The 25,034-nt window shown below is 61.5% G+C and carries 23 protein-coding genes and 1 pseudogene; 10 read left to right on the forward strand and 14 right to left on the reverse strand.

What is annotated here, in order from left to right:
* Positions 1-147 precede the first annotated feature (147 nt).
* The 6 genes from RCCGE510_RS17080 to RCCGE510_RS17105 all read right to left on the reverse strand — a co-directional run bounded on the left by RCCGE510_RS17080 (position 148) and on the right by RCCGE510_RS17105 (position 5,981).
* The gene (locus tag RCCGE510_RS17080; protein ID WP_007631916.1) at positions 148-579 is read right to left on the reverse strand and encodes an OsmC family protein; all 432 of its coding nucleotides are present in this window, start codon (positions 577-579) and stop codon (positions 148-150) included.
* 211 nt (positions 580-790) lie between these two features.
* Entirely contained in the window at positions 791-1,570 is a 780-nt protein-coding gene (locus RCCGE510_RS17085; RefSeq protein WP_007631917.1) for an SDR family oxidoreductase, read from the reverse strand.
* Complete coding sequence (locus RCCGE510_RS17090; RefSeq protein WP_037079047.1) at positions 1,571-2,461, reverse strand: aldose 1-epimerase; 891 nt, start codon at positions 2,459-2,461, stop codon at positions 1,571-1,573.
* Positions 2,458-3,408: an L-arabinose ABC transporter permease AraH gene (gene araH / locus RCCGE510_RS17095; protein ID WP_007631919.1), complete on the reverse strand. Its 951-nt coding sequence runs from the start codon at positions 3,406-3,408 to the stop codon at positions 2,458-2,460. The genes RCCGE510_RS17090 and araH overlap by 4 nt, the downstream gene beginning before the upstream one ends.
* A 17-nt stretch (positions 3,409-3,425) precedes the next feature.
* Positions 3,426-4,931, reverse strand: coding sequence for an L-arabinose ABC transporter ATP-binding protein AraG (gene araG, locus RCCGE510_RS17100; RefSeq protein WP_007631920.1), 1,506 nt, complete (start codon positions 4,929-4,931; stop codon positions 3,426-3,428).
* 66 nt (positions 4,932-4,997) lie between these two features.
* Positions 4,998-5,981, reverse strand: coding sequence for an arabinose ABC transporter substrate-binding protein (locus tag RCCGE510_RS17105; RefSeq protein ID WP_007631922.1), 984 nt, complete (start codon positions 5,979-5,981; stop codon positions 4,998-5,000).
* A 210-nt stretch (positions 5,982-6,191) separates the two neighbouring features.
* Between RCCGE510_RS17105 and RCCGE510_RS17110 the strand changes: the two genes are divergently transcribed.
* From RCCGE510_RS17110 to RCCGE510_RS17125, 4 genes are all read left to right on the forward strand, one after another.
* Positions 6,192-6,947 carry a FadR/GntR family transcriptional regulator gene (locus tag RCCGE510_RS17110; RefSeq protein WP_007631926.1) on the forward strand — a complete coding sequence of 252 codons (756 nt, stop codon included), beginning with the start codon at positions 6,192-6,194 and terminating at the stop codon, positions 6,945-6,947.
* 64 nt (positions 6,948-7,011) lie between these two features.
* Complete coding sequence (gene dgoD, locus RCCGE510_RS17115; RefSeq protein WP_007631928.1) at positions 7,012-8,160, forward strand: galactonate dehydratase; 1,149 nt, start codon at positions 7,012-7,014, stop codon at positions 8,158-8,160.
* 99 nt (positions 8,161-8,259) lie between these two features.
* Positions 8,260-8,655 (forward strand): DoxX family protein, encoded by a 396-nt coding sequence (locus RCCGE510_RS17120; RefSeq protein WP_007631930.1) that lies wholly within the window; start codon positions 8,260-8,262, stop codon positions 8,653-8,655.
* Positions 8,656-8,721: 66 nt separating this feature from the next.
* A complete protein-coding gene (locus tag RCCGE510_RS17125; RefSeq protein WP_007631932.1) occupies positions 8,722-9,501 on the forward strand; it encodes an SDR family NAD(P)-dependent oxidoreductase in 780 nt (259 codons plus the stop codon).
* 18 nt (positions 9,502-9,519) lie between these two features.
* Here RCCGE510_RS17125 and RCCGE510_RS17130 read toward each other — a convergent pair whose 3' ends face one another.
* Together RCCGE510_RS17130 and RCCGE510_RS17135 are read right to left on the reverse strand one after the other, a co-directional pair.
* Entirely contained in the window at positions 9,520-10,737 is a 1,218-nt protein-coding gene (locus tag RCCGE510_RS17130; protein WP_007631934.1) for an adenylate/guanylate cyclase domain-containing protein, read from the reverse strand.
* A gap of 64 nt (positions 10,738-10,801) precedes the next feature.
* Positions 10,802-11,827: a LacI family DNA-binding transcriptional regulator gene (locus tag RCCGE510_RS17135; protein WP_007631936.1), complete on the reverse strand. Its 1,026-nt coding sequence runs from the start codon at positions 11,825-11,827 to the stop codon at positions 10,802-10,804.
* 94 nt (positions 11,828-11,921) lie between these two features.
* On the opposite strand from RCCGE510_RS17135, the gene RCCGE510_RS17140 reads away from it, so the two are divergent.
* The 3 genes from RCCGE510_RS17140 (at position 11,922) to RCCGE510_RS17150 (ending at position 15,139) form a co-directional block, all read left to right on the forward strand.
* On the forward strand, positions 11,922-13,109 hold the full coding sequence (locus tag RCCGE510_RS17140) for a phytanoyl-CoA dioxygenase family protein (RefSeq protein WP_007631937.1): 1,188 nt from the start codon (positions 11,922-11,924) through the stop codon (positions 13,107-13,109).
* Between the two features lie 202 nt (positions 13,110-13,311).
* Positions 13,312-14,133 carry an SDR family oxidoreductase gene (locus RCCGE510_RS17145; RefSeq protein ID WP_007631938.1) on the forward strand — a complete coding sequence of 274 codons (822 nt, stop codon included), beginning with the start codon at positions 13,312-13,314 and terminating at the stop codon, positions 14,131-14,133.
* Positions 14,134-14,227: 94 nt separating this feature from the next.
* A complete protein-coding gene (locus RCCGE510_RS17150) occupies positions 14,228-15,139 on the forward strand; it encodes an SMP-30/gluconolactonase/LRE family protein (protein WP_007631939.1) in 912 nt (303 codons plus the stop codon).
* A 1-nt stretch (position 15,140) separates the two neighbouring features.
* Here the strand turns inward: RCCGE510_RS17150 and RCCGE510_RS17155 are convergent, their stop codons facing one another.
* From RCCGE510_RS17155 to RCCGE510_RS17175, 5 genes are all read right to left on the reverse strand, one after another.
* Entirely contained in the window at positions 15,141-15,890 is a 750-nt protein-coding gene (locus tag RCCGE510_RS17155; protein WP_007631941.1) for a trehalose utilization protein ThuA, read from the reverse strand.
* 18 nt (positions 15,891-15,908) lie between these two features.
* Positions 15,909-16,991 (reverse strand): sn-glycerol-3-phosphate ABC transporter ATP-binding protein UgpC, encoded by a 1,083-nt coding sequence (gene ugpC, locus RCCGE510_RS17160; protein WP_007631944.1) that lies wholly within the window; start codon positions 16,989-16,991, stop codon positions 15,909-15,911.
* Positions 16,992-17,010: 19 nt separating this feature from the next.
* Complete coding sequence (locus tag RCCGE510_RS17165) at positions 17,011-17,922, reverse strand: carbohydrate ABC transporter permease (RefSeq protein WP_007631946.1); 912 nt, start codon at positions 17,920-17,922, stop codon at positions 17,011-17,013.
* 1 nt (position 17,923) lies between these two features.
* Entirely contained in the window at positions 17,924-18,811 is an 888-nt protein-coding gene (locus tag RCCGE510_RS17170; protein WP_007631947.1) for a sugar ABC transporter permease, read from the reverse strand.
* A gap of 95 nt (positions 18,812-18,906) precedes the next feature.
* Positions 18,907-20,199: an extracellular solute-binding protein gene (locus RCCGE510_RS17175; protein WP_007631949.1), complete on the reverse strand. Its 1,293-nt coding sequence runs from the start codon at positions 20,197-20,199 to the stop codon at positions 18,907-18,909.
* A gap of 204 nt (positions 20,200-20,403) precedes the next feature.
* On the opposite strand from RCCGE510_RS17175, the gene RCCGE510_RS17180 reads away from it, so the two are divergent.
* The 3 genes from RCCGE510_RS17180 to RCCGE510_RS17190 all read left to right on the forward strand — a co-directional run bounded on the left by RCCGE510_RS17180 (position 20,404) and on the right by RCCGE510_RS17190 (position 24,860).
* A complete protein-coding gene (locus tag RCCGE510_RS17180) occupies positions 20,404-21,411 on the forward strand; it encodes a Gfo/Idh/MocA family oxidoreductase (RefSeq protein WP_007631951.1) in 1,008 nt (335 codons plus the stop codon).
* A 7-nt stretch (positions 21,412-21,418) separates the two neighbouring features.
* Positions 21,419-22,417 (forward strand): LacI family DNA-binding transcriptional regulator, encoded by a 999-nt coding sequence (locus RCCGE510_RS17185; protein WP_037079051.1) that lies wholly within the window; start codon positions 21,419-21,421, stop codon positions 22,415-22,417.
* 193 nt (positions 22,418-22,610) lie between these two features.
* Complete coding sequence (locus RCCGE510_RS17190) at positions 22,611-24,860, forward strand: glycoside hydrolase family 2 TIM barrel-domain containing protein (RefSeq protein WP_007631954.1); 2,250 nt, start codon at positions 22,611-22,613, stop codon at positions 24,858-24,860.
* Between the two features lie 51 nt (positions 24,861-24,911).
* Here RCCGE510_RS17190 and RCCGE510_RS34800 read toward each other — a convergent pair.
* Positions 24,912-25,034, reverse strand: a pseudogene (locus RCCGE510_RS34800) (sugar ABC transporter ATP-binding protein); the annotation flags it as partial.

Here is a 25,034-nt window from a genome sequence, read left to right on the forward strand (position 1 = left end):
CAGCACAGCGCCCAGGCGAGATGCCGCCGATGCGCGTTCATTTGTAGATGTGGGATTTTTCCGAAGCGATCGAACGCTATTGTCGAACGCTGCTGAAAAGTGCCGCGACGCCAAACGCGCGCGGCACCTCGTTAGCGGCAACGGAAATTAGCCGAGCTTGACGTCGAGCGTGATCGGAACGGAGGCGAGCGCCTTGGAAACCGGGCAGCCGGCCTTCGCCTTATTGGCAAGTTCGGTGAAGGTCGCCTCATCGGCGCCGGGAATACGACCGGTGAGCGAAAGATGGATGGCGGTGATGGCAAAGCCGCCCTCGACGCTTTCGAGCGTCACCTTGGCGGAGGTTTCCATATACTCGGCGGTAAAACCGGCTTCGCCGAGGATCAATGAAAGCGCCATGGTGAAGCAGCCGGCATGGGCGGCACCAATCAGCTCCTCCGGGTTGGTGCCGGCAATGCCTTCGAAGCGGCTGGCAAAGCCGTAAGGATAGTCTTTCAGGGCGCCGCTCTGCGTCGAGATCAGGCCTTTGCCGTCTTTGAGGCCACCGGTCCAATGAGCCGAAGCCGTGCGATTGATCTGCATGCCGTCCTCCTGTTTTCGATTGTGCTTTCAGAGCATGATGCCGAAAAGTGTGCGCGGTTTTCGGACAACATCATGCTCCAACTGTTTCCAGAAAGCGGCAGGGCGCCGCTCCATGCCCGCGGGAGATCAGATAGCCTTCCCGATGGCCAATATAATGCTCTATCCTGAGAAGACGACAGGCCTGTAAAAATCAGCGGGAATCGAAGCGCTTTCAGGCAGGATGCTGCAGCACGCTGAGACCGCCGTCGATCGTCAGGCAGGTGGCATTCATGAAAGGGCACTCGTCTGAAATCATGAACACGGCCGCCATGGCGATCTCCTCCGGCGTCGCGATGCGCCCGCCGGGATGCAACCTCATCGTCTCAGCCTTTGCCGCCTCAGGATCTGGGAACCCGTTCCAGTAATCGATCACCTTCTGCGTCGAGACATAGCCCGGCGCCAGCGCATTCACCCGGACATTACGGCCCGCATATTCGAGACCGAGGGATTTGGTCATTCCAAGCAGCGCGTGTTTTGCCAACGGATAAGGAAATGTGTGCGGGATGATGGTGAAAGCGTGCGTCGAAGCAATATTGAGGATGACGCCGCCGCCCTGTTCGATCAGGCCAGGCAGCACCGCCTTGCAGCAGTTCCACGCACCCTTCAGATTGATGTCGAAGCAGCGGTTCCACACTTCATCCGTCGTCTCGAGCGGTTCGGCAAAGACATTCACACCGGCATTGTTGACCAGCGCGTTCAACTGGCCGATCTCTTCATTCGCCTGAGCGACCAATGTCGTGATCGTTCCAGAATCGGTTATATCGGCCGGCAGATAACCAAGTCGCCCACCGATGCTTTTGAGCTCTTTTACTGACTTCGCCAGCAATGCGGCGTCGCGATCGACGAGAAAGACGGCGGCATCTTCCCGCATAAAAGCCTTTGCAATCGCAAGACCGATACCCTGCGCGGCACCTGTTATCAGGATGTTCTTACCCTGCAGGCGGCTACCCATCTATCTCCCCTCCGATTGAACCGGCAGCCCCGACATCAGGATCGTTACCTTGCCGGCAAGAACTTCCCCGGGCGCAAGCGGCGTCAGCCCGCCCAAATCAGGCAGGTGGTGGCCGTTCGGCAGATGGCTCATCGGCTCGAGGCAGAAGAAGTCGCTCCGGTCGACCGGCATATAGAGCATGAAGCGATCGAGCGCGCCGTCGGCTTCCAGCGCCGCCTGGATTCCAAGTTCCGGCCAGACGATTGCCGCCTGCCCATTCCAACCCTCGAAGGCATTGTTCATCCATCTTTGCGGCAACAGCTTTTCAGATCTGAAATCGAAATAGTCAGGCACCGGGCCGGGCCTCTCAGGGAGATGATCCGGCCGCTCGTTCCAATAGCGATCGGCCGCAATCGTCAGTCGCGTTTTTGGCGTCCGTACGAAAAAGGGATGTTGACCAAGCCCGAAGGGGAGAGCCGCTTCGCCGCGGTTTTCGACGGAAAGCGTCAGCACCAGTACATCGCCGGCGAGACGGATTTCCTGCCGGGTAAGATAGGCATAGGGTGAAACGCTGTCGGCGCCGCGGGAAAAGGAAAACTGCGCATTCTCCGGGCCGGCGTCTTCAAGCTGCCAGAGGCTGAGCCAGCCGTCGCCATGCCGATAGAGCGGATCTGAGGTATTCGGCTGGAAGGCATAGTCACGTCCGGCAAAAGACATGCTGTTGCCTTCGACGCGATTGCCGAACGGCACCATTGCAAAATTCGCCATCGCTCCGTCAAGCCCGCCGGCGGCCACGAGAAAGGGGATGCCGCGAAACGTCGCGGCGGTGACCGCGGCACCCCGGGGGCTGACCCGGACGGCGAGATCGCCGTGCCTCAGTTCGATGTCGCTCACGGCCTGTCCTTCACTCATCCGCGCCGTCCAGCAGCCGAAGATCTCAAATTGTCGAGCAGCACCGCGATCAGCAGGATCAGCCCGCGCACGACATACTGATAGAATGCCTGGATATTCAGGAGATTCATAACGTTTTCGGCAATGCCCATGATCAGCACGCCGACAATGACCCCGCTCATGGCCGCCCGTCCGCCGGCTAGCGAAACGCCGCCGAGAACACAGGCCGAGATCACCGAAAGTTCAAGTCCCGTCGCCGCATTCGGCTGGCCGGAGGTGATGCGCGAGGCAAGCAGGATGCCGGCAATGCCGCAGACGAGCCCCTGCAGCGCAAAGATCCAGATGCGCATGTTGACGACATTGACGCCGGCAAGCCGCGAGGCCTCGGGGTTGCCGCCGATCGCCAGCGTGTTCTTGCCGAAGACGGTGCGATTGAGCACGAAACCGAAGACCAGAAAAAGGATCAGCATGATCCAGATCGGCGTCGGCACTGTCAGGAAGCGCGATAGGGCAAGCTGATAGAAGGCAGGATCGTTGATGCCGACGGCGCGGCCGTCCGAGGCGATCAGCGCCAGCCCGCGCACGATCTGCATGGTCGCCAGCGTGGTGATCAGCGCATTGATGCGAAAGCGGGCGATGACGATGCCGTTGACCAAGCCGACGACGGCGCCGCACAGCAGAGCGGCGAGCAACCCGAGAGGGATGGAGCCCGTGGCGTTCGAGACCATCACGGCGATCATGCCGGAGAAGGCGACGATCGACCCGACCGAAAGATCGAAATCGCGCGACGCCAGGCAGAACATCATCGTGCAGGCGACAATGCCGATCGTGACAACCGACTGCAGCAGCCCCAGCATGTTTCGCTCGGTCAGGAAGTTCGGAACGAAGAGCGAGACGATGACAAAGGCGGCAGCGAAAATCACCACCAGCCCCTGCTCACCGAGAAGAATTTTTTTCAACGAATTCATTATCCGTATTCCTGGTCCTAAATGATGCCCGCCGCATTCTTGTCCGGAAGTGCAGCCGTCAGAATGGCACGCTCGTCGAAATCCTGACGGGCAATATTGGCCGCCACCCTGCCCTGGCACATCACCATGATGCGATCGGAAATGCCCATGACTTCAGGCAGCTCGCTTGAGATCACCACGATCGCCATGCCGCCGGCCGCAAGCTCGTAAAGGATGTCGTAGATTTCCGATTTCGCCCCGACATCGATGCCGCGCGTCGGTTCGTCGATGACGAGGACCTTGATCCCCTGCTCGGACAGCCAGCGCCCGAGAATGACCTTCTGCTGATTGCCGCCGGAGAGATTGATGATGTCCTGCTTGCGCGACGGCGTTCGTACCCTAAGTCGGGCAATGAACCGATCCGCCAGCGCCCCCTCTCGTCTCGGGCTCAGAATTCCGAAGGGCGAGAAATGCCGACGCGACGAAATCGCGATATTCTCTTCGATCGATCGCCCCTGGACGATGCCGTCGAACTTGCGGTCCTCGGGGCAGAGCACCATGCCGGCGTTGATCGCCGCCTTCGGATTGTTCGGTGAAACCGCAATCCCATCGATCGCGACCTGACCCTGATGTCTGGTATCGGCACCGTAAAGCAGCCGCGCCATCTCACTGCGGCCGGCGCCGATCAGACCGAAGAACCCAAGAATCTCGCCCTGGCGGACTGAGAAACTGATCGGGTTGCGCAGCCTCGGCCCCGACAGGCCCTTGACCTCGAGCCTGATGTCGCCGAGCGGACGTTCGCGCCATCCCCAGACATTGCTAATCTCGCGTCCGACCATTTCCGAGATGATCTGCTCCCGCGTCGTTTCGGCGATATCGGGATGGTGGGCGGCAATCTTGCCGTCGCGCAGCACCGTCAGGCTGTCGCAGAGCCTGAAAATCTCGTCGAGACGATGCGAGACGTAGAGAATGACCGTTCCCTTCGCCTTCAGCCTATCGATAAGCGAAAACAGGATTTCGCTCTCGCGCGAGGAAAGCGACGAGGTCGGCTCATCAAGCGCGATCACCCGTGCTTCGAGCATGACGGCCTTGGCGATCTCGACCATCTGTCGGGCGCCGATCGATAGCGAGGCGACCTTGGCCGACGGATTGACATCGATGCCGATCTCCTCGAGCTTCGATCGCACCGTCTCGATCAGCGTCTTCGAATGGATGACCCCGCCCTTGGCCGGAAAGCGCCCGAGCCAGAGATTTTCGGCGACCGTCAACTCCGCAACGAGCTGCAGTTCCTGATGGATGACGATGACGCCGGCATGGAAAGCGTCGCGAACGGAGCCGTACTTCTGCTCCTCCGCCCCGATCAGAATGCAGCCGTCATCGGCGGACTGATCGCCGGATAGGACGCGGATCAGCGTCGATTTGCCGGCACCGTTTTCTCCCATCAGTCCGTGAACGGCGCCCTTCTCGACAGAGAAGGAAACATTCGCCAGCGCCTGCACGCCGGGATAACCCTTGGAGATATTGTTGAATTCGAGGAAAGCCATCGCCGCTCCGCCGAGAAGGATCCGACGGCGCGCTGAGCGGCCGCCGGAAATATCATCCTGGGATGATCACTCGATGCCAAGATCCTTGCGGACCGTTTCGTAATCGCTGCGCAGCGCCAGCGAACCAGAGGTCAGCGTCAGCTTTGCCGGCTCCTTGTCGTTCGCGATCCAGTCGTACATATTCAGCGCCGTCTCGTAACCGTGACGCTTCGGCGAGATGATGACCGTGCCGAAAAAGCCCGTGGCCGCCGGCTTCTTGAACTCGTTGATCGCCGATTCCGCACCGCCGATACCGACGCCGATAACGTTGGCCGCCGGAATACCGACCGATTCAGAAGCGCGGACGGCGCCGAGGACGGCTTCGTCGTTGAGACCGAAGGCAACCCAATATTTCACCTCGGCATGTTTGTTCAGAACGGTGGTCGCCGCATTAAGCGCCGCTTCGGTGTCCGTCTTCGCCTGCGGCGCGTCATAGATGTTCTCAGCCGGGAAACCGGCCGACTTCAGCACCGCGATCGCGCCATCGACGCGGTCGACGGCAGTCGGCAGTTGGTCGTAGGAGACCCGGACGGCGCCGACATTCTTCATGTCCCAGCCGCGCTTCTTGATCTCGTCGACGATCGCCTGGCCAACGGTTTCGCCGATTTTCGTAGCGGAGATGCCCATATGCGGCACGTCTTCCAGCGGCTTGCCGTCGGCGCTGACGAGACGGTCGTCCACCGTCATCAGCTTCAACTGGTTGGCTTCGGCTTTGGCGACGATGCCGGGGCCGAGCTTGACGTCCGGCGTGCAGATAATGAAGCCCTGCGCACCTTGGGCGCCGAGATTGTCGATCGCCGACTGGACCTTCTCGCCATCTTCGGCGCCGATCTTGACGACGGTGAAGCCTTTTTCTTTGGCGGCCTGGTCGGCGAATTTCCATTCGTCCTGGAACCACGGCTCTTCGGGCTGCTTGACGATGAACCCTATCTTGACGTCTGCCGAAAATGCCGAGCCGGCGGCCAGAATGGCGAAAGTGCCAGCCAGGATGGCTGCTTTGAACGAGCGCATTTCTCTCTCCCTGAACTCTTAAAACCGAGCAACTGCCTCCCAGGCAGCGTCCAATGAATTATGACAAATCATCATACCAGTCAATTGCCAATGTATGATGATTGTAATAATAGGATTGTCGACGAGAGCCTGGGAGGAGCGTCGCAAAGCCTACCGAATTCGGATAATGAGGTTCGATTGCCTGGCGACGACATAGAGCGGAGAGGTGAGTTGGAAACAATCGAGCGACAGGGCGAGGCAGAAGGCCCCGGCATTGAGAAGCGCCCGCGCGTCCGCCGCAACGTCACGGCGGCAATCGCCCAGGATATATGTGCAGACCGCTATCCCTCCGGCTCGCCGCTGCCCCGCGAGAACGACCTCTGCGAACTCTACGGCGTCAGCCGCACTGTCATTCGCGAATCGCTGAAAGTGCTGGAATCGAAAGGCCTCGTCCGCGGCAAACCGCGGGTCGGAACCACCGTCTGCGACAAGGACGACTGGAATATCCTGGACGCCGACGTGCTGGAATGGATGGGACCCTACATCAAGGATTTCGACCTGCTTGGCTGCATTCTCGAAGCCCGCCGCACCATCGAGCCGGCAGCAGCCGAATATGCCGCCGAGCGCGCCAGCGCCCAGGAGATCGCCGATCTCGACAATGCCTGGCGGCAGATGCGCGACAGCGCCCATGACCCGGAAGGTTTCACCGACGCCGACGTCATGTTCCACACGGTGCTGCTCACCGCCAGTCACAACCAGGTCTTCCGCCGCCTGTCGAGCGCCATCCATGCGGCGCTGAAATATGCGCTACATGCCTCCAACATCGGCGTCGAGAATCGCGAGGATGCGGTGCTCGTTCACGGCCAGTTGGTCGAGGCCCTGCGCATGCGCGACAAGGCTGGCGCCCGCGACTGCGCCAACCGCATGCTCGATCTTGCTGTGCGCGACCTTGCCGCCGCCGAAAAGGCGATCGGCAGAACGAAATGATGGATCATCGGAAATCTGCGGAAGTGCCGCTGAGCGCAAACCTAAGAAGAGACTGAAGAACGCGATGAAGATCACCAAACTCACCACCTATATCGTTCCGCCGCGCTGGCTGTTTTTGAAGGTCGAGACCGACGAAGGCATCGTCGGCTGGGGTGAACCGGTCGTCGAAGGCCGCGCGCTCACCGTTCAAGCTGCTGTCCACGAATTGGAAGATTATCTGATCGGCAAGGACCCCTTTCTGATCGAGGACCACTGGACTGTGATGTATCGCGGCGGCTTCTATCGCGGCGGCGCTGTCCATATGAGCGCGATCTCGGGCATCGACCAGGCGCTGTGGGATATCAAGGGCAAGGCACTCGGCCAGCCGATCCATTCCCTGCTCGGCGGCCAGCTGCGCGACCGCATCAAGGTCTATTCCTGGATTGGCGGCGACCGTCCCGCCGATGTCGCCAACAATGCCAGGGAGGTGGTCGCCCGCGGCTTCAAGGCGATCAAGCTCAATGGCTGCGAAGAAATGCAGATCGTCGACACCAACGAGAAGGTGGAAAAGGCGGTCGAAACCATCGCCGCCATTCGCGAGGCGATCGGCCCGCATATCGGCATCGGCGTCGATTTCCATGGCCGCGTGCACAAGCCGATGGCCAAGGTTCTCGCCAAGGAACTCGATCCCTACAAGCTGATGTTTATCGAGGAGCCGGTGCTCTCCGAAAACAAGGAAGCCCTGCGCGATATCGTCAACCACACCTCGACACCGATCGCGCTCGGCGAACGGCTCTTTTCACGCTGGGATTTCAAGCAAGTCCTTTCCGACGGCTATGTCGATATCATCCAGCCGGACCTTTCGCATGCTGGCGGCATTACCGAATGCCGCAAGATCGCGGCGATGGCCGAAGCCTATGACGTGGCGCTGGCGCCGCATTGCCCGCTGGGACCGATCGCGCTTGCCGCCTGCCTGCAGGTCGATGCCGTCAGCTATAATGCCTTCATCCAGGAACAGAGCCTCGGCATCCACTACAATAAGGGCAACGACATCCTCGACTACATCTCCAACAAGGAGGTGTTCCACTATGCCGATGGTTTCGTCTCGATCCCTCAAGGCCCCGGTCTCGGCATCGAGGTCGACGAGGCCTATGTCATCGAGCGGGCCAAGGAGGGTCATCGCTGGCGCAACCCGATCTGGCGCCATGCCGATGGCAGCTTCGCCGAGTGGTGAGAGAAATAATGGGGTCGCGCAAGCGGCCCTTTTTCATTCGCCGTGTCGGATATCGCGCGTCTCATCCGTCATAGTGGAAATTCAAACGGGAGATTTCAGATGGCCAGAGCAATCGCAATCATTGTCGCGCGCATCATTTTCAGTTTCATCTTCTTTATGGCCGCCGGCTTCAAGTTCGCCGATATGGGCGCGACGGCGAGTTACATCACCGCTGCCGGTTTTCCGATGGCGACATTACTTGCCTGGGTGGCGGCCTTTCTCGAGATCGCCCTGGCGCTCGCTTTCATATCGGGAGCCTTCTTCACCGAGGCCAGCCTGCTGGCGGGCCTCTACGTGATCTTTCTTGCCTTCGCTTTCCACGGTCCATCCCATTGGCAGCAGAACCAGGCCGAGTTCGGCTTCTTCGTCGATCACTTCACCTTCCTTGCCGGACTGCTCTTTGCCGCCGTCCATGGGCCGGAGAGGTGGGCAATCCGGCACAGCCTTCTCAGATAGCTCCCTTCGGAACCAACTGCGGTGCCGAACATTGGCTTACCGTCAAACGGCAAGGAGAGCCCACCCATGGAGCTGCAGGGGAAGATCGCGTTGGTGACAGGCGCCGGATCCGGCATCGGCAAGGCGGCCGCGCTGCGGCTCGCAGCCGAGGGAGCAAGGGTCGCCGTGCTGAGCCGCACCGCCGACGAGGTCGAAAAGACCTGCGCCGAGATCAAGGCCGCCGGCGGCGGGTCGATCGCGCTGACGGCCGATACCAGCGACGAGGCGCAAATGCGGAGCGCCGTGGCGCAACTGACCGACAACTTCGGCGGCCTCGATATCGTTGTCGCCAATGCCGGGATCAACGGCGTCTGGGCGCCGATCGATGATCTGAAGCCGGATGAATGGGACAAGACCATCGCCGTCAATCTGCGCGGCACCTACCTGACCCTGCATCTGACGGTGCCCCACCTGAAGAGGAATGGCGGCTCGATCGTCGTCGTCTCCTCGATCAACGGCACCCGGACCTTCACGACGCCGGGCGCCACCGCCTACACCGCAACCAAAGCCGGCCAGGTTGCCATGGTCCAGCAGCTCGCCCTCGAACTCGGCCGGCACGCGATCCGCGTCAATGCCGTCTGCCCCGGCGAGATCGAGACCAATATCGGCGCCAACACAGACAGCCGCCATCGCGAAGAGACGGAGGTTCCGGTCATCTGGCCGCAAGGGGATATCCCAATCGCCGGTGGCAGGGCGGGCAAGAGCGAGGATGTCGCCGAAACCATTCTCTTCCTCGCCTCCGACCGGGCTCGGCACATCACCGGGACGCCGATCTGGATCGACGGCGGCCAAGGGCTGCTGCGATAGGGCCCGGTCCTGCGATGATCAGACGTTCAGCCGGGCGTTATCGAGCGTATAAAGCTCCTGCGCGCGCTGCACGCCGCGCAATGCATAACGTCCGACACAGGCGAGCGCCGCGCGCTGTTCCTCCGGGATCGCCATGGCGAAATCGGAGGAGATCAGCAGGTTGAGGTCGACCGAGCGGCACATCGAAGCGATGCGGCTGACTTCGTTGACGGCAGGGCCGATGACCGTGAAATCCAGCCGGTCCTGACTGCCTATATTGCCGTAGAAGACGTCGCCGATATGCAGGCCGATATAGACATCGGTCGTCGCCCTGCCGTCGGCCGCACGCGCGGCGTTCAGCGTGCCAAGCTTTTTCCGCAGAAGCGATTCGGCGCTGAGCGCCGCATGGCAAGTTTCTGCCCGCACCTCGCCCTTGAAGATCGCCAGCACGCCGTCGCCGATCAGCTTGAGTACGTTGCCGCCAGATTCGTGGATCGCCGTGATCACCGCCTCGCTATAATCATTGAGCAGCGGGATGATTTCCTCTGGCGGTACGCTGTCGGAGATCTTGGTGTAGTTCAACAGATCCGAAAACCAGAGTGCGGCCGAAATCCGCTCCGATTTGCCGCGACTGATCTTGCCTTCCATCACCTGGCGCGCTGCGTCCTCGCCGAGATAGACTTCGGCGATGGTGCGGGCGATGCGCCCGAGCCCGATGCATTTGATCGCCAGCCCCAGCACCGGCACTAGCTTGCGCAGGATGGCAAGGTCGTGATCGGAAAAGCCCTCGGGATGTTTGGTCGCGAAATGCGAGAAGAAACAATCCATTTCGCCGATTGTGCCGGCCTCACTGAAACGATGTACCATCGCCACGAAATCCGTGTGACCGGCTTCAGCGATCTTGTCGAGCATGGTGAACTCGATCGGATCGCCAAAGCCGATGCGCCGGCGGATCTCCCGTTCGTTGCGGGACCAAAGATGGTAAAAGGCCGAGCTCTGCCAGCTCGCCGCCGCTTCCCCGGAGCTCGTCGGGCCATATTCGAACTCCGTCTCGATCTTCTCGACGCTGTCCCAGCGGAAGGCACGGCCTTCATGCACCGGATGCAGCGTATCCATCAGCGCCAGGCCGCGGTCGAGCGGCAGGCCGGCATTGCGGCAGGCCGAGCAGAAACCGGTCATAAGCTCGGCTTCCGAGGCGCCCTTCAGTCCCTGCTCCGTGATCCAGGCTGCAATCGTGCTGACGTCGCTGTAATCCATGCCGCTCACCTTCACTCTCGCCCAAGCTGTAGTCCGAATTCGGCATCGAAGGAAGCCGATTGCCCTAATCGTCCGCGGGCATGTTGTAGGGCGTAACGATTTCAACGGATGAAAGCGAGGCCGGGACCACCTGCCGCGGCGAAGCCGCCCGGCTCATGATCGCCCTGAAAGCCGAGCGCGCGTCGGTTCTGAGATCATGATGCAAAACGAAGCCGATCCGACGCGCGGCAAGCAACGCACGATTATCAGCATCGAGATCATGGGCGACGAAGACGCGGACGACACGTTTAGCCGCATCGAAGGCCGCCAGCACCGCCCGGTTGCCGCCGCCGATCGAATAGACGGCGTTAATCGTCGGATCGGCAGCAAGAGCTGCCGCCGCGAGCGTCCCCGTCGCCGCATCGGTGCCATGCCCCTCGCTGATTTCGGCGATGCCGATCTCAGGATAGTGAGCACGGAGGACTCGGCGAAAGCCGATTTCCCGCTCCTCCTCGCCGCGGAAGCGTCCACTCGATAGCGTCACCAGCACCTTGCCGCATTTTGCCCCGAGAAATTCGCCGATCAAATAGGCGGCGGTCTCTCCCGCGGCACGGTTGTCGGCGCCTGCATAGGCAATGCGCGGGGAATTCGGCAGGTCGGTGACCAGCGTCACCACGGCAATACCGGCCGCATCCGCCCGGGCGACGGCCGCCACCACCTCGGCAACATCAGGCGCCTTGAGCACGATACCATCAGTGCCACGCAGCCGGATGCGGTCGACAAGCTGCACCATCTCAGCCGGCTTCATCACTTCGGTAAAATGAAACCGGCAGCGGAAGACGCCGGGCAGGAAGATCGCCATCTCCGCTTCGAAGGCGGCGCGCACTGCATCGCTGAACCGCTGCGGCGTTTCCATGACGATATCGATCGCCAGCATCCGCCCGCTGCCCATCGCCCCCGTCCGCTGCTTTTCCAGCTCCGCGATCGCCGCCCTCACCCGCATTTCCGTCTGCTGGCGCACACCCGGTCGGCCGTTCAGCACCCGATCGACGGTGGCAGTACTCAAGCCAGCCTGGAAGGCGATGTCCTTGACGAGAAAGAGATGGGCCATGGATTCCGCCTGATGGTTTTTTGATGGATCGCTGATCTATATCACCCGGCATCACGGCGTATAGTTGCCTCCATCAAAACCGGGAGAAGCCTTTATGAAAACCGACAATCTGAGGAAGATGCGCGCCGACCGCGTATGGCTCAGCGAGGACAGCTGCGATCTCGACGACTTTCGCCGCCTGGCGGAAAAGACCACCGCGCTTGCCGAATACCCCACGGCTTCCGCGGTCGAGAAAAACGTGCTGATCTATGACAGCCGCAAGGTGATGGCAGCAGCCGCAACGCCGGAAGGCCGACGCGCCGTGCTGGCCGAAATCTGCGAGGCCTTCGGCGAAGGCCCCGGTGTCGTCGTGTTCAAACACGCCTATGAAGATACCGGCATTATCGACCGGGCCAGTGCGATCTTCGACCAGATCATCGAGGAGCAGCACCGCGCCTCGACCGGCGGCGGCGATCACTTCGCCAAGCCCGGCGCCAACGACCGCATCTGGAACTCGCTGGAAAAACATTGCCTCGCCGATCCGGCGAATTTTGCCGAATATTACGGCAATGCCATCGTCGCATTGGCAAGCCAAGCCTGGCTGGGCCCGAGCTACCAGATGACGGCGCAGGTCAACCGCGTCAATCCGGGCGGCGCGGCACAATCGGCCCATCGCGACTATCATCTCGGCTTCCAGTCCTCCAGAGTGATCGAGCAGTTTCCGGCGCATGTGCACCGGCTCTCGCCGGTGCTGACGCTCCAGGGCGCGGTCGCCCATTGCGACATGCCGCTCGAAAGCGGTCCGACGCTGTTTCTGCCGCACAGCCAGACCTATGTGCCCGGCTATCTCGCGCTCAAGCGGCAGGAGTTCCGGGATTATTTCGAGGCTAAGCATGTCCAGCTGCCGCTCGAAAAAGGCGACGTCGTCTTCTTCAATCCCGCGCTCTTCCACGCCGCCGGTACCAATCGCTCCGCCGACATCAAGCGTGTCGCCAACCTGCTGCAGGTCTCCTCCGCCTTCGGCCGGGCAATGGAAACCGTCAACCGCCAGAGGATGAGCGCCATGCTCTTTCCTGCCCTAAAGAGCTTGCAGGGCAGGCTCTCACCGGATGAAATCGCCAACGCCGTTTCCGCCTGCGCCGAAGGTTATTCCTTCCCGACCAATCTCGACCGCGACCCGCCACTCGGCGGACTGGCGCCGAAGACGCAGGCGCAACTGCTGCACGAGGCATTGAAGGAAGGCTGGAGCGACGAAGCCTTTGCGGCAGCACTTGGCGAGCAGGCGAGGAAGAAGTTGAGCTGACTTGGAAACCGGAGCCCCCTCATCCGCCTGCCGCCACCTTCTCCCCGCTGGGGAGAAGAGACTTGTCGCAACGTCTCGATTCGCCTTCTACCCAACGGGGAGAAGGTGCCCGTAGGGCGGATGAGGGGGCCACACGCACCGCCATAACCGCCTCTCGCCTTCGCGGGAGGCCATTCGCATATCATCATCAAGGAGGAACCAGATGAGCACGGACCACGGCCGCCTCGACGGCAAGATCGCTATCGTCACCGGCGGCACGCAAGGATTGGGCGCGACCATCGCCCGTCTGTTCGCCGAACGCGGCGCGGAAGGCATCGTCATTTGCGGCCGCAACGAAGCCAAGGGCACGGCGAAGGCCGCAGAGATTTCGGCTGCGACGGGCGTGAGGGTCCTCTACGCCAAAGCTGATCTCGCCAAGGTTGAGGATGCGCAGAATGTCGTGCGCGCCTGTGATGAGGCCTTCGGCCGTGTCGACGCGCTGGTCAATGCCGCCGCCATCACCGACCGCGGCACTATTCTCGATACCAGCCCGGAACTCTTCGACGCCATGTTCGCGGTCAATGTGAGGGCGCCGTTTTTCCTGATGCAGGAAGCGGTGAAGGTCATGCGCCGCGAAAAGATCGAGGGCACCATCGTCAATATCGGCTCGATGTCGGCCAAAGCAGGCCAGCCCTTTATCGCCGCCTATTGCGCCTCCAAGGGCGCGCTGGAAACGCTAACGAAAAACACCGCCTATGCGCTCTTGCGCAACCGCATCCGGGTCAACGGCCTCAATATCGGCTGGATGGCGTCGGAAGGCGAGGACCGCATCCAGCGCGAATATCACGATGCACCCGCCGACTGGCTGGAGACGGCGGCGGCCAGCCAGCCTTTCGGCCGCCTGGTCGATCCGCACGAGGTGGCGCGCGCCTGCGCTTACCTGTCGTCTTCCGAATCCGGGCTGATGACCGGCTCGGTCATCTGCTTCGACCAGTCGATCTGGGGCGCATACGACGGCTCGCCGCATCCGGTCGCGGCCCTCTGAAGCGACCGGAGCCCGGCATTTCCATCGCCGGGCCCTGGCACCCCCCAGGATTTGCAGCTAGGAAGGGACGGCAGCATTCAGGGAGGAAACTGGCATGGGCGACAATCCGATTTATGAGATTCGCGACGAACGCTTCGGTGCAATGGTCATCGGCAGCGCCGGCCTCGAGGAGCTTTATTCCGGCTGCCGCTGGACGGAAGGCCCCGTCTGGTTTTCCGATCTGAACTGCCTTCTCTGGAGCGATATCCCGAATGAACGCATGATGCGCTGGACACCGGATGGTACGGTCTCCGTGTTCCGCTCGCCCTCCAACTACGTCAACGGCAACACCCGCGACCGGCAGGGTCGGCTGGTCTCCTGCGAACATGGCGGCCGCCGTGTCACCCGCACCGAGACGGACGGCACCATCACCATTCTCGCCGACAGCTACAAAGGCAAACGGCTGAACTCGCCGAACGACGTCGTCGTGCACTCCGACGGCGGGGTCTGGTTCACCGATCCGACCTACGGCATCCTGTCGGATTACGAGGGCCACAAGGCCGAGCCCGAGCAGCCCACGCGCAACGTCTACCGGATCGACCCGGCAAGCGGAGCGATCGACGCCGTCGTCGAGGATTTCATCCAGCCGAACGGCCTTGCCTTCTCGCCCGATGAGACGAAGCTTTATATTGCCGATTCAGGCTCCGCAAAACATGAAGTGCCGCGCCATATCCGCGTTTTCGACGTCACCGACGGCAGGGCGCTTGCCAACAGCCGCTATTTCTGCAGCCTCGATGTCGGCCATCCCGACGGTTTTCGTTTCGATGTCGCCGGCAATCTCTGGACGAGTGCCTCCGACGGCGTGCACTGCTTTTCACCCGACGGCACCCTGCTCGGCAAGATCAGGGTGCCGCAGACGGTGTCCAACCTCACCTTCGGCGGCCCCAAGAAAAACCGGCTCTTCATCACCGCGACGCGTTCGGTCTATTCGATCTATATCAAGACGACCGGCGCGCAATATCCATAGATCAGGCCTTCGCCTTGTCGGGGCGGCCGTGCAGCGGCTCGGCCCGATGCCAGTTTTCCAGGATGCGGCCATCGGTGTGTTTCTGCCGCGCCCAGCGGATTCCGTTCGAGATCACCTTATGCACGATCTTGTCGTGATAGATCGGATACGTCTCGTGGCCGGGACTGAAAAAGAAGATGCGCCCGCGGCCGCGCTGGAAGGTGCAGCCGCTGCGGAAAACTTCACCGCCGGAATACCAGGAAATGAACACAAGCTCGTCCGGCTGCGGAATGTCGAAGGGCTCGCCATACATTTCCGAGGCATTGACCTCGAAATAGGGCGGCAGCCCCTCGGCGATCGGATGCGAGGGATTGACCACCCAGACGCGCTCCAGGTCGCCGTCCGGCGTCTCGCGCCAGGAAAGGTTGGCATTGGTCCCCATCAGCCGGCGGAAGAGCTTGGAATGATGGCCGGAATGCAGGACCAGCAGGCCCATGCCCTTCAGCACGCGCTGCTGTACGCGGTCGATCAGCCCGTCGCTGACCTCTTCATGCGCCATGTGCCCCCACCACAGCAGCACGTCGGTATCATCGAGCACGGAATCCGGCAGCCCTTCATCTGGATCGTCTAGTGTACCACGGCGGACCTCGAAATCGGGGTGAGCGATGCCGGTAGCGATCGCTCCGTCGATACGATCAGGATAGATATCCTGAACTTCCTTGTGGACCTGCTCGTGGCGCCCTTCGTTCCAGATCGTAACCTTGATTGTCATGTCATTCCTCGATGTGTTTCAAGCGGTTGCCGAGCGGATTACCCGGCCGGCGGAATCAAACAGATGGCAACCGGCGCGCTCGGCAGTCAGCGACACACGATCGCCGGGGCGAATGGTCATGTCGCCTTCCGTGCGTACGACGATCGGCTGCTGCTGCGAACCGACTGTCAGATAGGTCTCCACGCCCAAACGCTCGACGATGACGACCTCGGCCGAAAAATCAGCCTGCCCTTGGGGTGCGAGCTTCAGATGTTCCGGCCGAATGCCGAGTTTCGCCTCGCCCTGCTGCACGGCGCCATTGGCGTCTGAAAGGTCGATGGAAAGGCCGAGCGGGCTTTCCAGATGCACCTTGCCGGCATCCCGGCGCGTCGCCATCATCGGCAGCACGTTCATCTTTGGCGAGCCGATGAAGGTTGCGACAAACTCGTTATCGGGCTGATGGTAGAGATCCATCGGCCCGCCCTGTTGAGCGACGACGCCCTTGTTCAGCACGACGATACGGTCCGCCATCGTCATCGCTTCGACCTGGTCGTGCGTGACATACACGACTGTCGCTTTCAGCTCGCGGTGCAGGCGCTGCAGCTCGGCGCGCATCTGCACGCGCAGCGCCGAATCGAGGTTCGACAACGGCTCGTCGAACAGGATCAGCGCCGGTTTTTTGATGATGGCGCGGCCGATCGCCACGCGCTGGCGCTGGCCGCCGGAAAGGGCGGCCGGGCGCCGGTCGAGGTAATCGGTGAGCTGCAGGATCTCGGCCACACCTTCAACCTGCCGCCGGATCTCCGCCTCCGGCACCTTCTTCAGGCTGAGCGAGAAGCCGATATTTTCGGCAACGCTCATATGCGGATAGAGCGCATAGGACTGGAACACCATGGCGATGCCGCGCTTGTCGGGCGGCACGTCGTTGATCCGCTTGCCGTTCAAGATCAGATCGCCCTCGTCAATGCCTTCGAGGCCGGCGATCATCCGCAGCAGCGTCGACTTGCCGCATCCGGAGGGGCCGACGAAGACGGCGAATTCGCCGTCCTCAACGGTGATGTCGACGCCCTTGATGACCTCGAGCGCGCCGTAGAATTTGCGAACGTTTCTGAGATTGATCATCCGTTTCTCTTTCTGGATCTCAGCCCTTCACGCCGCCCGAGAATGTCTGGACGAGGAAGCGCCGGGCAAAGCCGAAGGCGACGACGGCAGGCAGCAGGTAGATGAAGGCCAGCGCCGTCAGCAGGCCGTAGTCGATCTCGTTGATACGCAGGAAGGCGCGGAAGAGACCGAGCGGCAGCGTCTGCAACTCCGGCGACGACAGGAAGATCAACGGCAGCAGAAAGTCGCCCCAGGCCGACATGAAGGCGAACAGCCCGGCCGCAGCCAGCCCCGGCAACGCCAGCGGGATCAGCACCCGGCGGATGCGCTGGATCAGTGTTGCCCCGTCCATCAGCGCCGCCTCCTCGTAATCTCGCGGCAAGCCGTCGAAGAAAGTCTTCATGATCCAGAGCGCCAGCGGCAATTGCATCGTCGCCAGCACCAGGATCAGCCCGAGATAACCATCAATGAAGCCAGTCCAGCGCATGATGTCGCGGGCATAGCTGCCGAAGATCGGCCGGAGCACGGCGGCTTCGGCATTGTTCAGTGTCAGCAGGAATTTATAGAGCGGCACGACGAGCGCCGTCGGCGGCAGCACGCGGATGAGCAGGATCGCATAGAGGAAGGGCAGCTTCCACCAGGCACGGGTGCGCGACAGCGCATAACCGCCGAGCCCTGCAAGCACCATGACCAGCAGCGTCGCGTTGCCAACCACGAAGAGCGAGTTGAACAGCCACTTTGCCCCATCCTCCTTGGCGAACACTCTGACATAATTGGCAAAGGTCCATTGTTCCGGCCAATGCAGGAAGAGCTGCGCATTGCCGTCGAACGAGGCGAGCAGCACCCAGAAGAACGGCACGGCGCAGAAGATCGAGATCAGCGACAGCGTCGCATAGGCGATGAGGTCGGAGCGACCCTTGTTGACGGTCTCGCTCGGGGAAACGACGGCCATGTCAGACCTCCACCTTCATCGCCCGGACATAGGCGATGCCTAAGATCAGCGAGATGACGAGCGCAACGACGGCGACCGCGGCGCCATATCCCAGTTGGAACGCCGTGAACGACTGGTTGTAGATATAGATGCTGACGACCTCTGTCGCCCCGCCCGGCCCGCCGCGCGTCAGCGCATAGACGAGGCCGAAGACGGCGATGGTCGAGACGGCCGAAATCAGCATGTAGAGCAGGATCGTCGGCATCATCAACGGCAGGGTGATGCGGCGGAACATCTGCGACGGCGTGGCGCCGTCCATGCGCGCCGCCTCGTAGATCTCGGCCGGAATGGTGCTGAGGCCGGCGGTCAGCAGGATCATTGCCGTGGCGATGCCGCGCCAGGTGTTGACGACGATGATCATCGACAGCGGGAAGACCTGCAGCCAGTCGGCCGGCGTGATGCCGAAGGTACTGACGATGCGGCTGAGCGTGGCATTGTCGCCGCCCGCCAGCATCGAGATCCACATGAAGCCGGCGACGACTTCCGGGGCGGCGTTCGGCAGGAGGATGATCGACGAGAATACCCGCCGGAAACGGATCGGCCGGCGCAACGCGGTTGCCGAAATCAGGCCGAGCGCAAACTGGCCGACCACGGCGGAACCGATGACGAAGACGAAGGTGACGAACAGGGAGTTCCAGAATTTCGCGTCGTTGAGGAGCCTGGTATAGTTGCGGAGCCCGACGAAGCGAGGCCGAAGTGCTGCCGCCCCAGTCAACGCCTCGTTGGTGAAGCTCAGATAGATGGAATAGATGGCCGGGTAGATGACGAAGGCCAGAAGCAGCACCAGCGAGGGCAGCAGGATCAGCAGCCATTGCCGCTCGGCGCGCTTTTCATGAGAGTTTCGGGCCATGGAAGCTCACAACCTTATCGGCTATCGAATGAAAGCGGGAAGACGCGGGCGATGGTGCCGCGTCCCCGTCTTGGCGAAAGAGAGGGTGCCGGAGCTTACTTGACCATGTCGTCGCCGAGCGTTTCCTTGACGTAGTCGACAAGGATCTTCTGGGCGCCGGCGGCATCGGTTTCTTTGCGCAGCAGCGCTTCGGTAGCCCGCGCGACACCTTCCGAGACCGTACCGAAACCGGAGGCCTGCTTCAGGAACACGCCGTTCCCGGCCGCTGCATGGATCGGAACCAGTTCCGTCAGCTTCTGGAAGTCGGCATTCTTGGCCGCATCCTTGCTGGCCGGAATGTTGCCGATGCGGGCGGCATAGGAAACCTGCGTCTCGATCGAGCCGATCTCCATTAGCGCCTTGATTGCCAGGTCGGTATTGGCCGACTTGGAATTGACGGCCCACGGCGCGGCGAGGTTGGCGAGCACATACTGACCACTGCTCTGGCCCGGCACCGTCCAGGTTCCCACAACCTTCGTCACCTCGGGGATCGGGTTCTTGCTTTCGCGGCCCCAGTCGAAAATGTAGCACCAGGAACCGCAGGTGGTCGCGGCAAGCTTGCCGGCCGGGAACATCTGGTACTTGGGCACGACCCAGGGCTCCGGTCCGAGCAGCGGCTGCGTCGGCATCAGATCCTTGTCGATCAGCTGCTTGTAGACATTGAAGACATCCTTGATGCCTTCGCCGTTGAGATCGAGCTTGCCGTCGGCATCGACCAGCTGCGGCGTCTTCGAGCCGACGAGCAGGTGCTGGAAGCCTTCGTCGAAAGCGCCGCTGCCCCAGGAGACGCCGGCCGGGAAAAGCAGGCCGTAAGCACCGGTCTTCTGCTTGATCTCGGCGGCGCGGTCGAGAAGCTCCTGCCAGGTCTTCGGCTGTTCGGTGGAGATGCCGGCCTTTTCGAGAACGTCCTTGCGGTAATAGATTTCCTGGATGCCGAGCATGAACGGCATCACATAGGTTTCGCCATCCGGGCTGACGGCAAGCTGCTTGGCGACGTCATAGAGGTTGGCATAACCGTCCCAGGCCTTGAACGCCTTGGTAACAGGCGTGAGATAGCCTGCTTCGACCATGTCGGCGACGGCTGCCGTCGTCGGGATCGAGAATAGGTCGGGTGCGTTGCCGGCGCCGAGTTCCGTCAGAAGCTTGGTCAGGTAGTCCTTATCGGGCGCCGGATATTCGATGACCTCGACGGTCACCCCATATTTCTTTTCGATCCGCTCGACCGCCGACTTCATCGCGTCGATGCCGGCCTGACCATGATTTGCAATTCGGATTGTTTCAGCTTGCGCCAGTGTCGAAACCGCGCTGAGCAAAATGGCGCACAGGCCACCAAGAACCGTCTTCTTCAACGAAAAGCCCTCCCTCTTTCAAAAGACACAGCGCCCTCCAGCGCCTCGCATGAAAATGTACACGTATCCTCAATGCTGGCAAGGCTGTTTTTGAAAGGAGTAAAATTCGAGTATCAGTTCATTGATTTTACTGATTTATCTATAGCTTGCCATCGTGATATCGCTTGTGTAATCGTGTACACAATGCATTCGAGGAGGAATTTCATGTCTGGGAAACTGCGTCTCGGCGTCATCGGCGCCGGCTTGAAGGCGGCGGAATACGCCGAGAGCTGGGTTGGAATGCCGGAGATCGAATTCGCAGCGCTCGCCGACACCACCGCGGCTTCGCGTCAGCGCCTGATCGACGTCTGCCTCGCCGCCAGCGTGCCCGAGCCAAAGAGCTTCGAGGACTATCGTCAGATGCTCGCCGAAATGAGCGGCCAACTCGACATCGTCTACGTCTCCACCCCGCATGCCTTCCATGCCGAGCAGGCAACCGCCGTCGCCGAGGCCGGCCTCGACCTCTTCCTGGAAAAGCCGATGGTGACGACGGTCGCCGAAGCCGAGAGGCTGATCGCCGCCCAGAAGAAGAGCGGCGTCACCATCGTCACCGCCTTCCAGGGTGGCCTGTCGCCGCTGGTGCTCGACACCCGTCGACGGGCTCTCGCCGGCGAATTCGGCGCACTGATCGCCATATCGGGGATGATCTGGGAAAGCTGGTCGTCAAACTATCAAGGCCATTGGAAGCAGCAGCCTGCCATATCGGGCGGCGGCTTCATGTTCGATACCGGCGCCCACATGATGAATACGGTCTGCCTGTTGGCCAACTCGGATTTCGACAGCGTCTCGGCCTACATGAACAACCATGGCAGACAGGTGGATATCGCCACCGCCGTCTCCGCCCGGCTGAAGAACGGCGCGCTGGCGACACTGACCGCCGCCGGCGAAGGCCCTCCTGGCTGCGCTTCCTACATCACCTTCTTCTATTCGAAGGCGATCGTGCGCATCGACGCCTGGGGCGGCTGGCGCGAGATCAGTGTCGGCAGCAAAGCCGAGCCGCGCGAGGAGGCCGAGATTCTCGGCAATCCGATGAAGAATTTCCTCGCCATTCGCAAGGGAAAAATGGAAAACTCCGGCTCCGTTGAAATGGGCCTCAGATTCGCTAGGCTATGGGATGCAATCAAGGAATCGGCAGCGGCCGACGGCGCTTCCGTTAGGATCGTCGCCCGATAGGCGTGAGATGAGCGGAATGAACAGACGGCGGATCACCTCGAAGGAACTGGCAAAACTTGCCGGCGTCTCCTCCGCCACCGTTTCCCGCGCCTTCTCGCCGGATTCTCGCATCGGCAACGCCACCCGCGACCGCATCCTCGCAGTCGCCCGTGAACATGGCTATCAGCCGAACGCGATCGCCCGTTCGCTGAACAACCAGCGTTCGCGCCTGGTCGCCCTTGTCGTCAATGCGATCGGCAACCCTTGCGAAGCGGAGGAGCAGCAGCTTCTCGTCCACCGCCTGCAGGCACGACAATTGCTGCCGATCATCCTGTGTTGTGCCGACCACGCCGACCGGCTGCAACTGATGCGCCTCGCCTCCACCTATCAGGTCGATCACGTCGTCGTCTTCTCCGACATGGTGTCGATGCAGGACGCCGTCGATATCTTCCACACGACCAAGCCGATCATCGTCTCCTTCGAGCCGCTCGAAAACGAGAATGTCTCCAGCATCCGCATCGATGGCTCTGAGGCCGCCGACGAGATCATCGACAAGATCGTCCGCGACGGCAAGAAGCGCTTCGCTTACCTCGCCGGCACCAATTCGAGCTGGATCGATAAACTCAGGCGCAAATGGTTTGCCGATGCACTGGCCAAGCGCAGCCTCGCCTTCGAGGCCCAGGCCTTTGGCGACTATTCCTATGATTCCGGCTTCAAGGAAGCCGTGATGCTGCTGCACCGTGACAAGGTCGACGCCATCATCTGCGGCAACGACGTCATGGCGATCGGCGCCCGTGATGCGGCCCGCCGCGTGCTCGGCAGGAACACGCCGGACGATATCGCCATCGTCGGCCAGGACGGCATCGCCATGGCCGCCTGGGATTGCAACGACCTCACCACGCTGTGCCTCGACCATACGGCCTTCATCGATGCCATCGTCGAATTGATCGAACGCCATGACGCCGAGATCGAAGGCCCGCATAGCATCACGCTCACCTGCACCGCCCGCTGGGGCTCGACCGCCTGATGCCTGTTCTGAGCCAGGCATGAAGCGGTTCCGGATGACGGCATGCATGAAAAAAGCTAAACGCGTCGCATGAAACAGATTCGATCCGACGCGCTCGCATCCTATTGCATCAAGGAGGAATACCCGATGACCCGATTTTCATGCGCCGAAAGGCGCCGCAACGCTCCTGATGCCATGAACGGGAGAGCCTGAGATGCGGTCGGTCGTTTCCTTTAATGAAGGCTGGAGTTTCCACGAGGGCTTTGGCCAGCGCCTGCTCGAAAGCTTCGATGCCGCCAGGTCGGTCAGCCTGCCCCATACCGCCGTCGAACTGCCCTTCAACTATTTCGACGAGACCAGCTATCAGCGCGCCTTCACCTATCAGAAGGTGCTGCGTTGGCTGCCGGAATTCGAAGGCCGCGAGGTCTCGCTCGTCTTCGACGCCGCCATGGCCGACAGCGTCGTCTATTTGAACGGCGAAGAAATCATCGCCCACAAGGACGGCTACACCCCCTTCGAGGCGCGCCTCACCGGCAAGCTGCTCAAGGGCGAGAATCTGGTGACCGTCAAGATCGACGGCAGCGAAAACCCGGCCATACCGCCTTTCGGCGGCCGCATCGATTATCTCACCTATGCCGGCATCTATCGCGACGTCTGGCTGAAGGTCACCGACCCGATCTCGATCCGCAATCTCAAGATCGAAACCATGGACGTGCTTGCCATCGAGAAATCGGCGACCGTCCGCGTCGATATCGCCAATCCCGAGGACCGCAGCTTCTCGGCGACTGTCACCGCCACGCTGAAGCAGGCCGACGGCACGATGATCGCCACGGCCGCAACCGAAACGATCGGCAGCCGGACCACGCTCTCCTTTGGCGGCCTCACCGGCATCGCTCTCTGGGAAATCACCGATCCGACACTCTACGAGGTCACCGTCGAACTCAGGACCGAGCATGGCTCCGACCGTCTCTCGACCCGTTTCGGCTTCCGCACCGCCGAATTCACGCCGGAAGGTTTCCTGCTGAACGGCGAGCCGCTGAAGCTGCGCGGCCTCAACCGTCACCAGGCCTTCCCCTATGTCGGTTACGCCGCCGGCCGGTCCGCTCAGGAGCGCGACGCCGACATCATGAAGTCGGTGCTGAAATGCAATATCGTCCGCACCTCGCATTATCCGCAGTCGAAATGGTTCCTCGACCGCTGCGACGCGATCGGCCTGCTCGTCTTCGAGGAGATCCCCGGCTGGCAGCATATCGGCGATGCCGACTGGCAGAAGGAATCGATCGAGAACGTCCGCCGCATGATCGAACGCGACTGGAACCATCCCTCGATCATCATCTGGGGCGTGCGCATCAACGAATCGCAGGACAATCACGACTTCTACGCCGAGACAAATCGCCTCGCCCGTGAACTCGACAGCACCCGCCAGACCGGCGGCGTGCGTTATATCACCGAGAGCGAGCTGCTCGAGGACGTCTATACGATGAACGACTTCATCCTCGGCAACGAGGAACTGCCGGGCACCAACCGCCCGCGCACCGTGCTGCGCGGTCAGGAGGAAAATACCGGACTGTCCCGCAAGGTGCCGTACCTCATCACCGAGTTCAACGGCCACATGCACCCGACGAAGATTTATGACCAGGAGCAGCGCCAGGCCGAGCATGTGCGCCGCCACCTCGAGGTCCTGAATGCCGCCTATGGTGACCCGGATATATCAGGCGCCATCGGCTGGTGCATGTTCGATTACAACACGCACAAGGATTTCGGCTCCGGCGACCGCATCTGCTATCACGGCGTCATGGACATGTTCCGCGAGCCGAAATTCGCCGCCTATGCCTATATCAGCCAGTGCGACCCGTCCGAAGAGATTGTCATGAAGCCGGCGACCTTCTGGGCGCGCGGCGAGCGTAATATCGGCGGCGTGCTGCCGCTGATCATCCTGACCAATTGCGACGAGGTGGAGCTGCAATACGGTGCGCTCAGCAAGCGCATCGGTCCGGACCGCGAGAATTATCCACATCTGCCGCATCCGCCCGTCGTGCTCGACCATCGCCACTTCACTCCAGATGAACTCGGCACCTGGGGTCTCGAATGGATCGACGGCACCTTGACCGGCTACATCGCCGGTGAGCCGGTGGCCAGCCTGACGCTGGCGGCCGACCCGCTGCCGACGACGCTGGAAATCGTCGCCGACAGCTTGACGCTGAAAGCCCGCGAACGCGACAGCACCCGGGTGATCATCCGCGCGCTGGACCAGTGCGGCCAGCGCCTGCCCTTCATGAACGACAGCATTTCACTGAAGGTGCACGGGCCTGCAAAAATCGTCGGGCCGGCCAATGTGCCGCTGCAGGGCGGCACCGCCGGTTTCTGGCTGGAGGCGACCGGGATGGTGGGCGAGATCACCGTCGAAGCGGTCTCCTCGCGTTTCCCCCCGGTGACCCTCAGTGTGACGGCTGCCGCAAACTGATAGTGATAGAGCGTCGCGCATCTTATCCGACGCGCGACGCTCTAATAGCTGTCACCCGATCCGCACCTGACTATCCGGATCGAAGAACACGGCCTTGTCGAGATTGAAGGCAAGGCGTGTTGTCTGTCCTGGAGCGATGCCGGCATCGGCGCGCAGTCGGGCGACGACGGATTT

The organism is Rhizobium sp. CCGE 510 (genome assembly GCF_000292525.1).
Classification (GTDB): domain Bacteria; phylum Pseudomonadota; class Alphaproteobacteria; order Rhizobiales; family Rhizobiaceae; genus Rhizobium.

Coding starts and splice junctions, on each gene's coding strand:
- RCCGE510_RS17080 (WP_007631916.1), bottom strand. CDS start 579: ATGCAGATCAATCGCACGGCTTCGGCTCATTGGACCGGTGGCCTCAAA.
- RCCGE510_RS17085 (WP_007631917.1), bottom strand. CDS start 1,570: ATGGGTAGCCGCCTGCAGGGTAAGAACATCCTGATAACAGGTGCCGCG.
- RCCGE510_RS17090 (WP_037079047.1), bottom strand. CDS start 2,461: ATGAGTGAAGGACAGGCCGTGAGCGACATCGAACTGAGGCACGGCGAT.
- araH (WP_007631919.1), bottom strand. CDS start 3,408: ATGAATTCGTTGAAAAAAATTCTTCTCGGTGAGCAGGGGCTGGTGGTG.
- araG (WP_007631920.1), bottom strand. CDS start 4,931: ATGGCTTTCCTCGAATTCAACAATATCTCCAAGGGTTATCCCGGCGTG.
- RCCGE510_RS17105 (WP_007631922.1), bottom strand. CDS start 5,981: ATGCGCTCGTTCAAAGCAGCCATCCTGGCTGGCACTTTCGCCATTCTG.
- dgoD (WP_007631928.1), top strand. CDS start 7,012: ATGAAGATCACCAAACTCACCACCTATATCGTTCCGCCGCGCTGGCTG.
- RCCGE510_RS17120 (WP_007631930.1), top strand. CDS start 8,260: ATGGCCAGAGCAATCGCAATCATTGTCGCGCGCATCATTTTCAGTTTC.
- RCCGE510_RS17125 (WP_007631932.1), top strand. CDS start 8,722: ATGGAGCTGCAGGGGAAGATCGCGTTGGTGACAGGCGCCGGATCCGGC.
- RCCGE510_RS17130 (WP_007631934.1), bottom strand. CDS start 10,737: ATGGATTACAGCGACGTCAGCACGATTGCAGCCTGGATCACGGAGCAG.
- RCCGE510_RS17135 (WP_007631936.1), bottom strand. CDS start 11,827: ATGGCCCATCTCTTTCTCGTCAAGGACATCGCCTTCCAGGCTGGCTTG.
- RCCGE510_RS17140 (WP_007631937.1), top strand. CDS start 11,922: ATGAAAACCGACAATCTGAGGAAGATGCGCGCCGACCGCGTATGGCTC.
- RCCGE510_RS17145 (WP_007631938.1), top strand. CDS start 13,312: ATGAGCACGGACCACGGCCGCCTCGACGGCAAGATCGCTATCGTCACC.
- RCCGE510_RS17150 (WP_007631939.1), top strand. CDS start 14,228: ATGGGCGACAATCCGATTTATGAGATTCGCGACGAACGCTTCGGTGCA.
- RCCGE510_RS17155 (WP_007631941.1), bottom strand. CDS start 15,890: ATGACAATCAAGGTTACGATCTGGAACGAAGGGCGCCACGAGCAGGTC.
- ugpC (WP_007631944.1), bottom strand. CDS start 16,991: ATGATCAATCTCAGAAACGTTCGCAAATTCTACGGCGCGCTCGAGGTC.
- RCCGE510_RS17165 (WP_007631946.1), bottom strand. CDS start 17,922: ATGGCCGTCGTTTCCCCGAGCGAGACCGTCAACAAGGGTCGCTCCGAC.
- RCCGE510_RS17170 (WP_007631947.1), bottom strand. CDS start 18,811: ATGGCCCGAAACTCTCATGAAAAGCGCGCCGAGCGGCAATGGCTGCTG.
- RCCGE510_RS17180 (WP_007631951.1), top strand. CDS start 20,404: ATGTCTGGGAAACTGCGTCTCGGCGTCATCGGCGCCGGCTTGAAGGCG.
- RCCGE510_RS17185 (WP_037079051.1), top strand. CDS start 21,419: ATGAGCGGAATGAACAGACGGCGGATCACCTCGAAGGAACTGGCAAAA.
- RCCGE510_RS17190 (WP_007631954.1), top strand. CDS start 22,611: ATGCGGTCGGTCGTTTCCTTTAATGAAGGCTGGAGTTTCCACGAGGGC.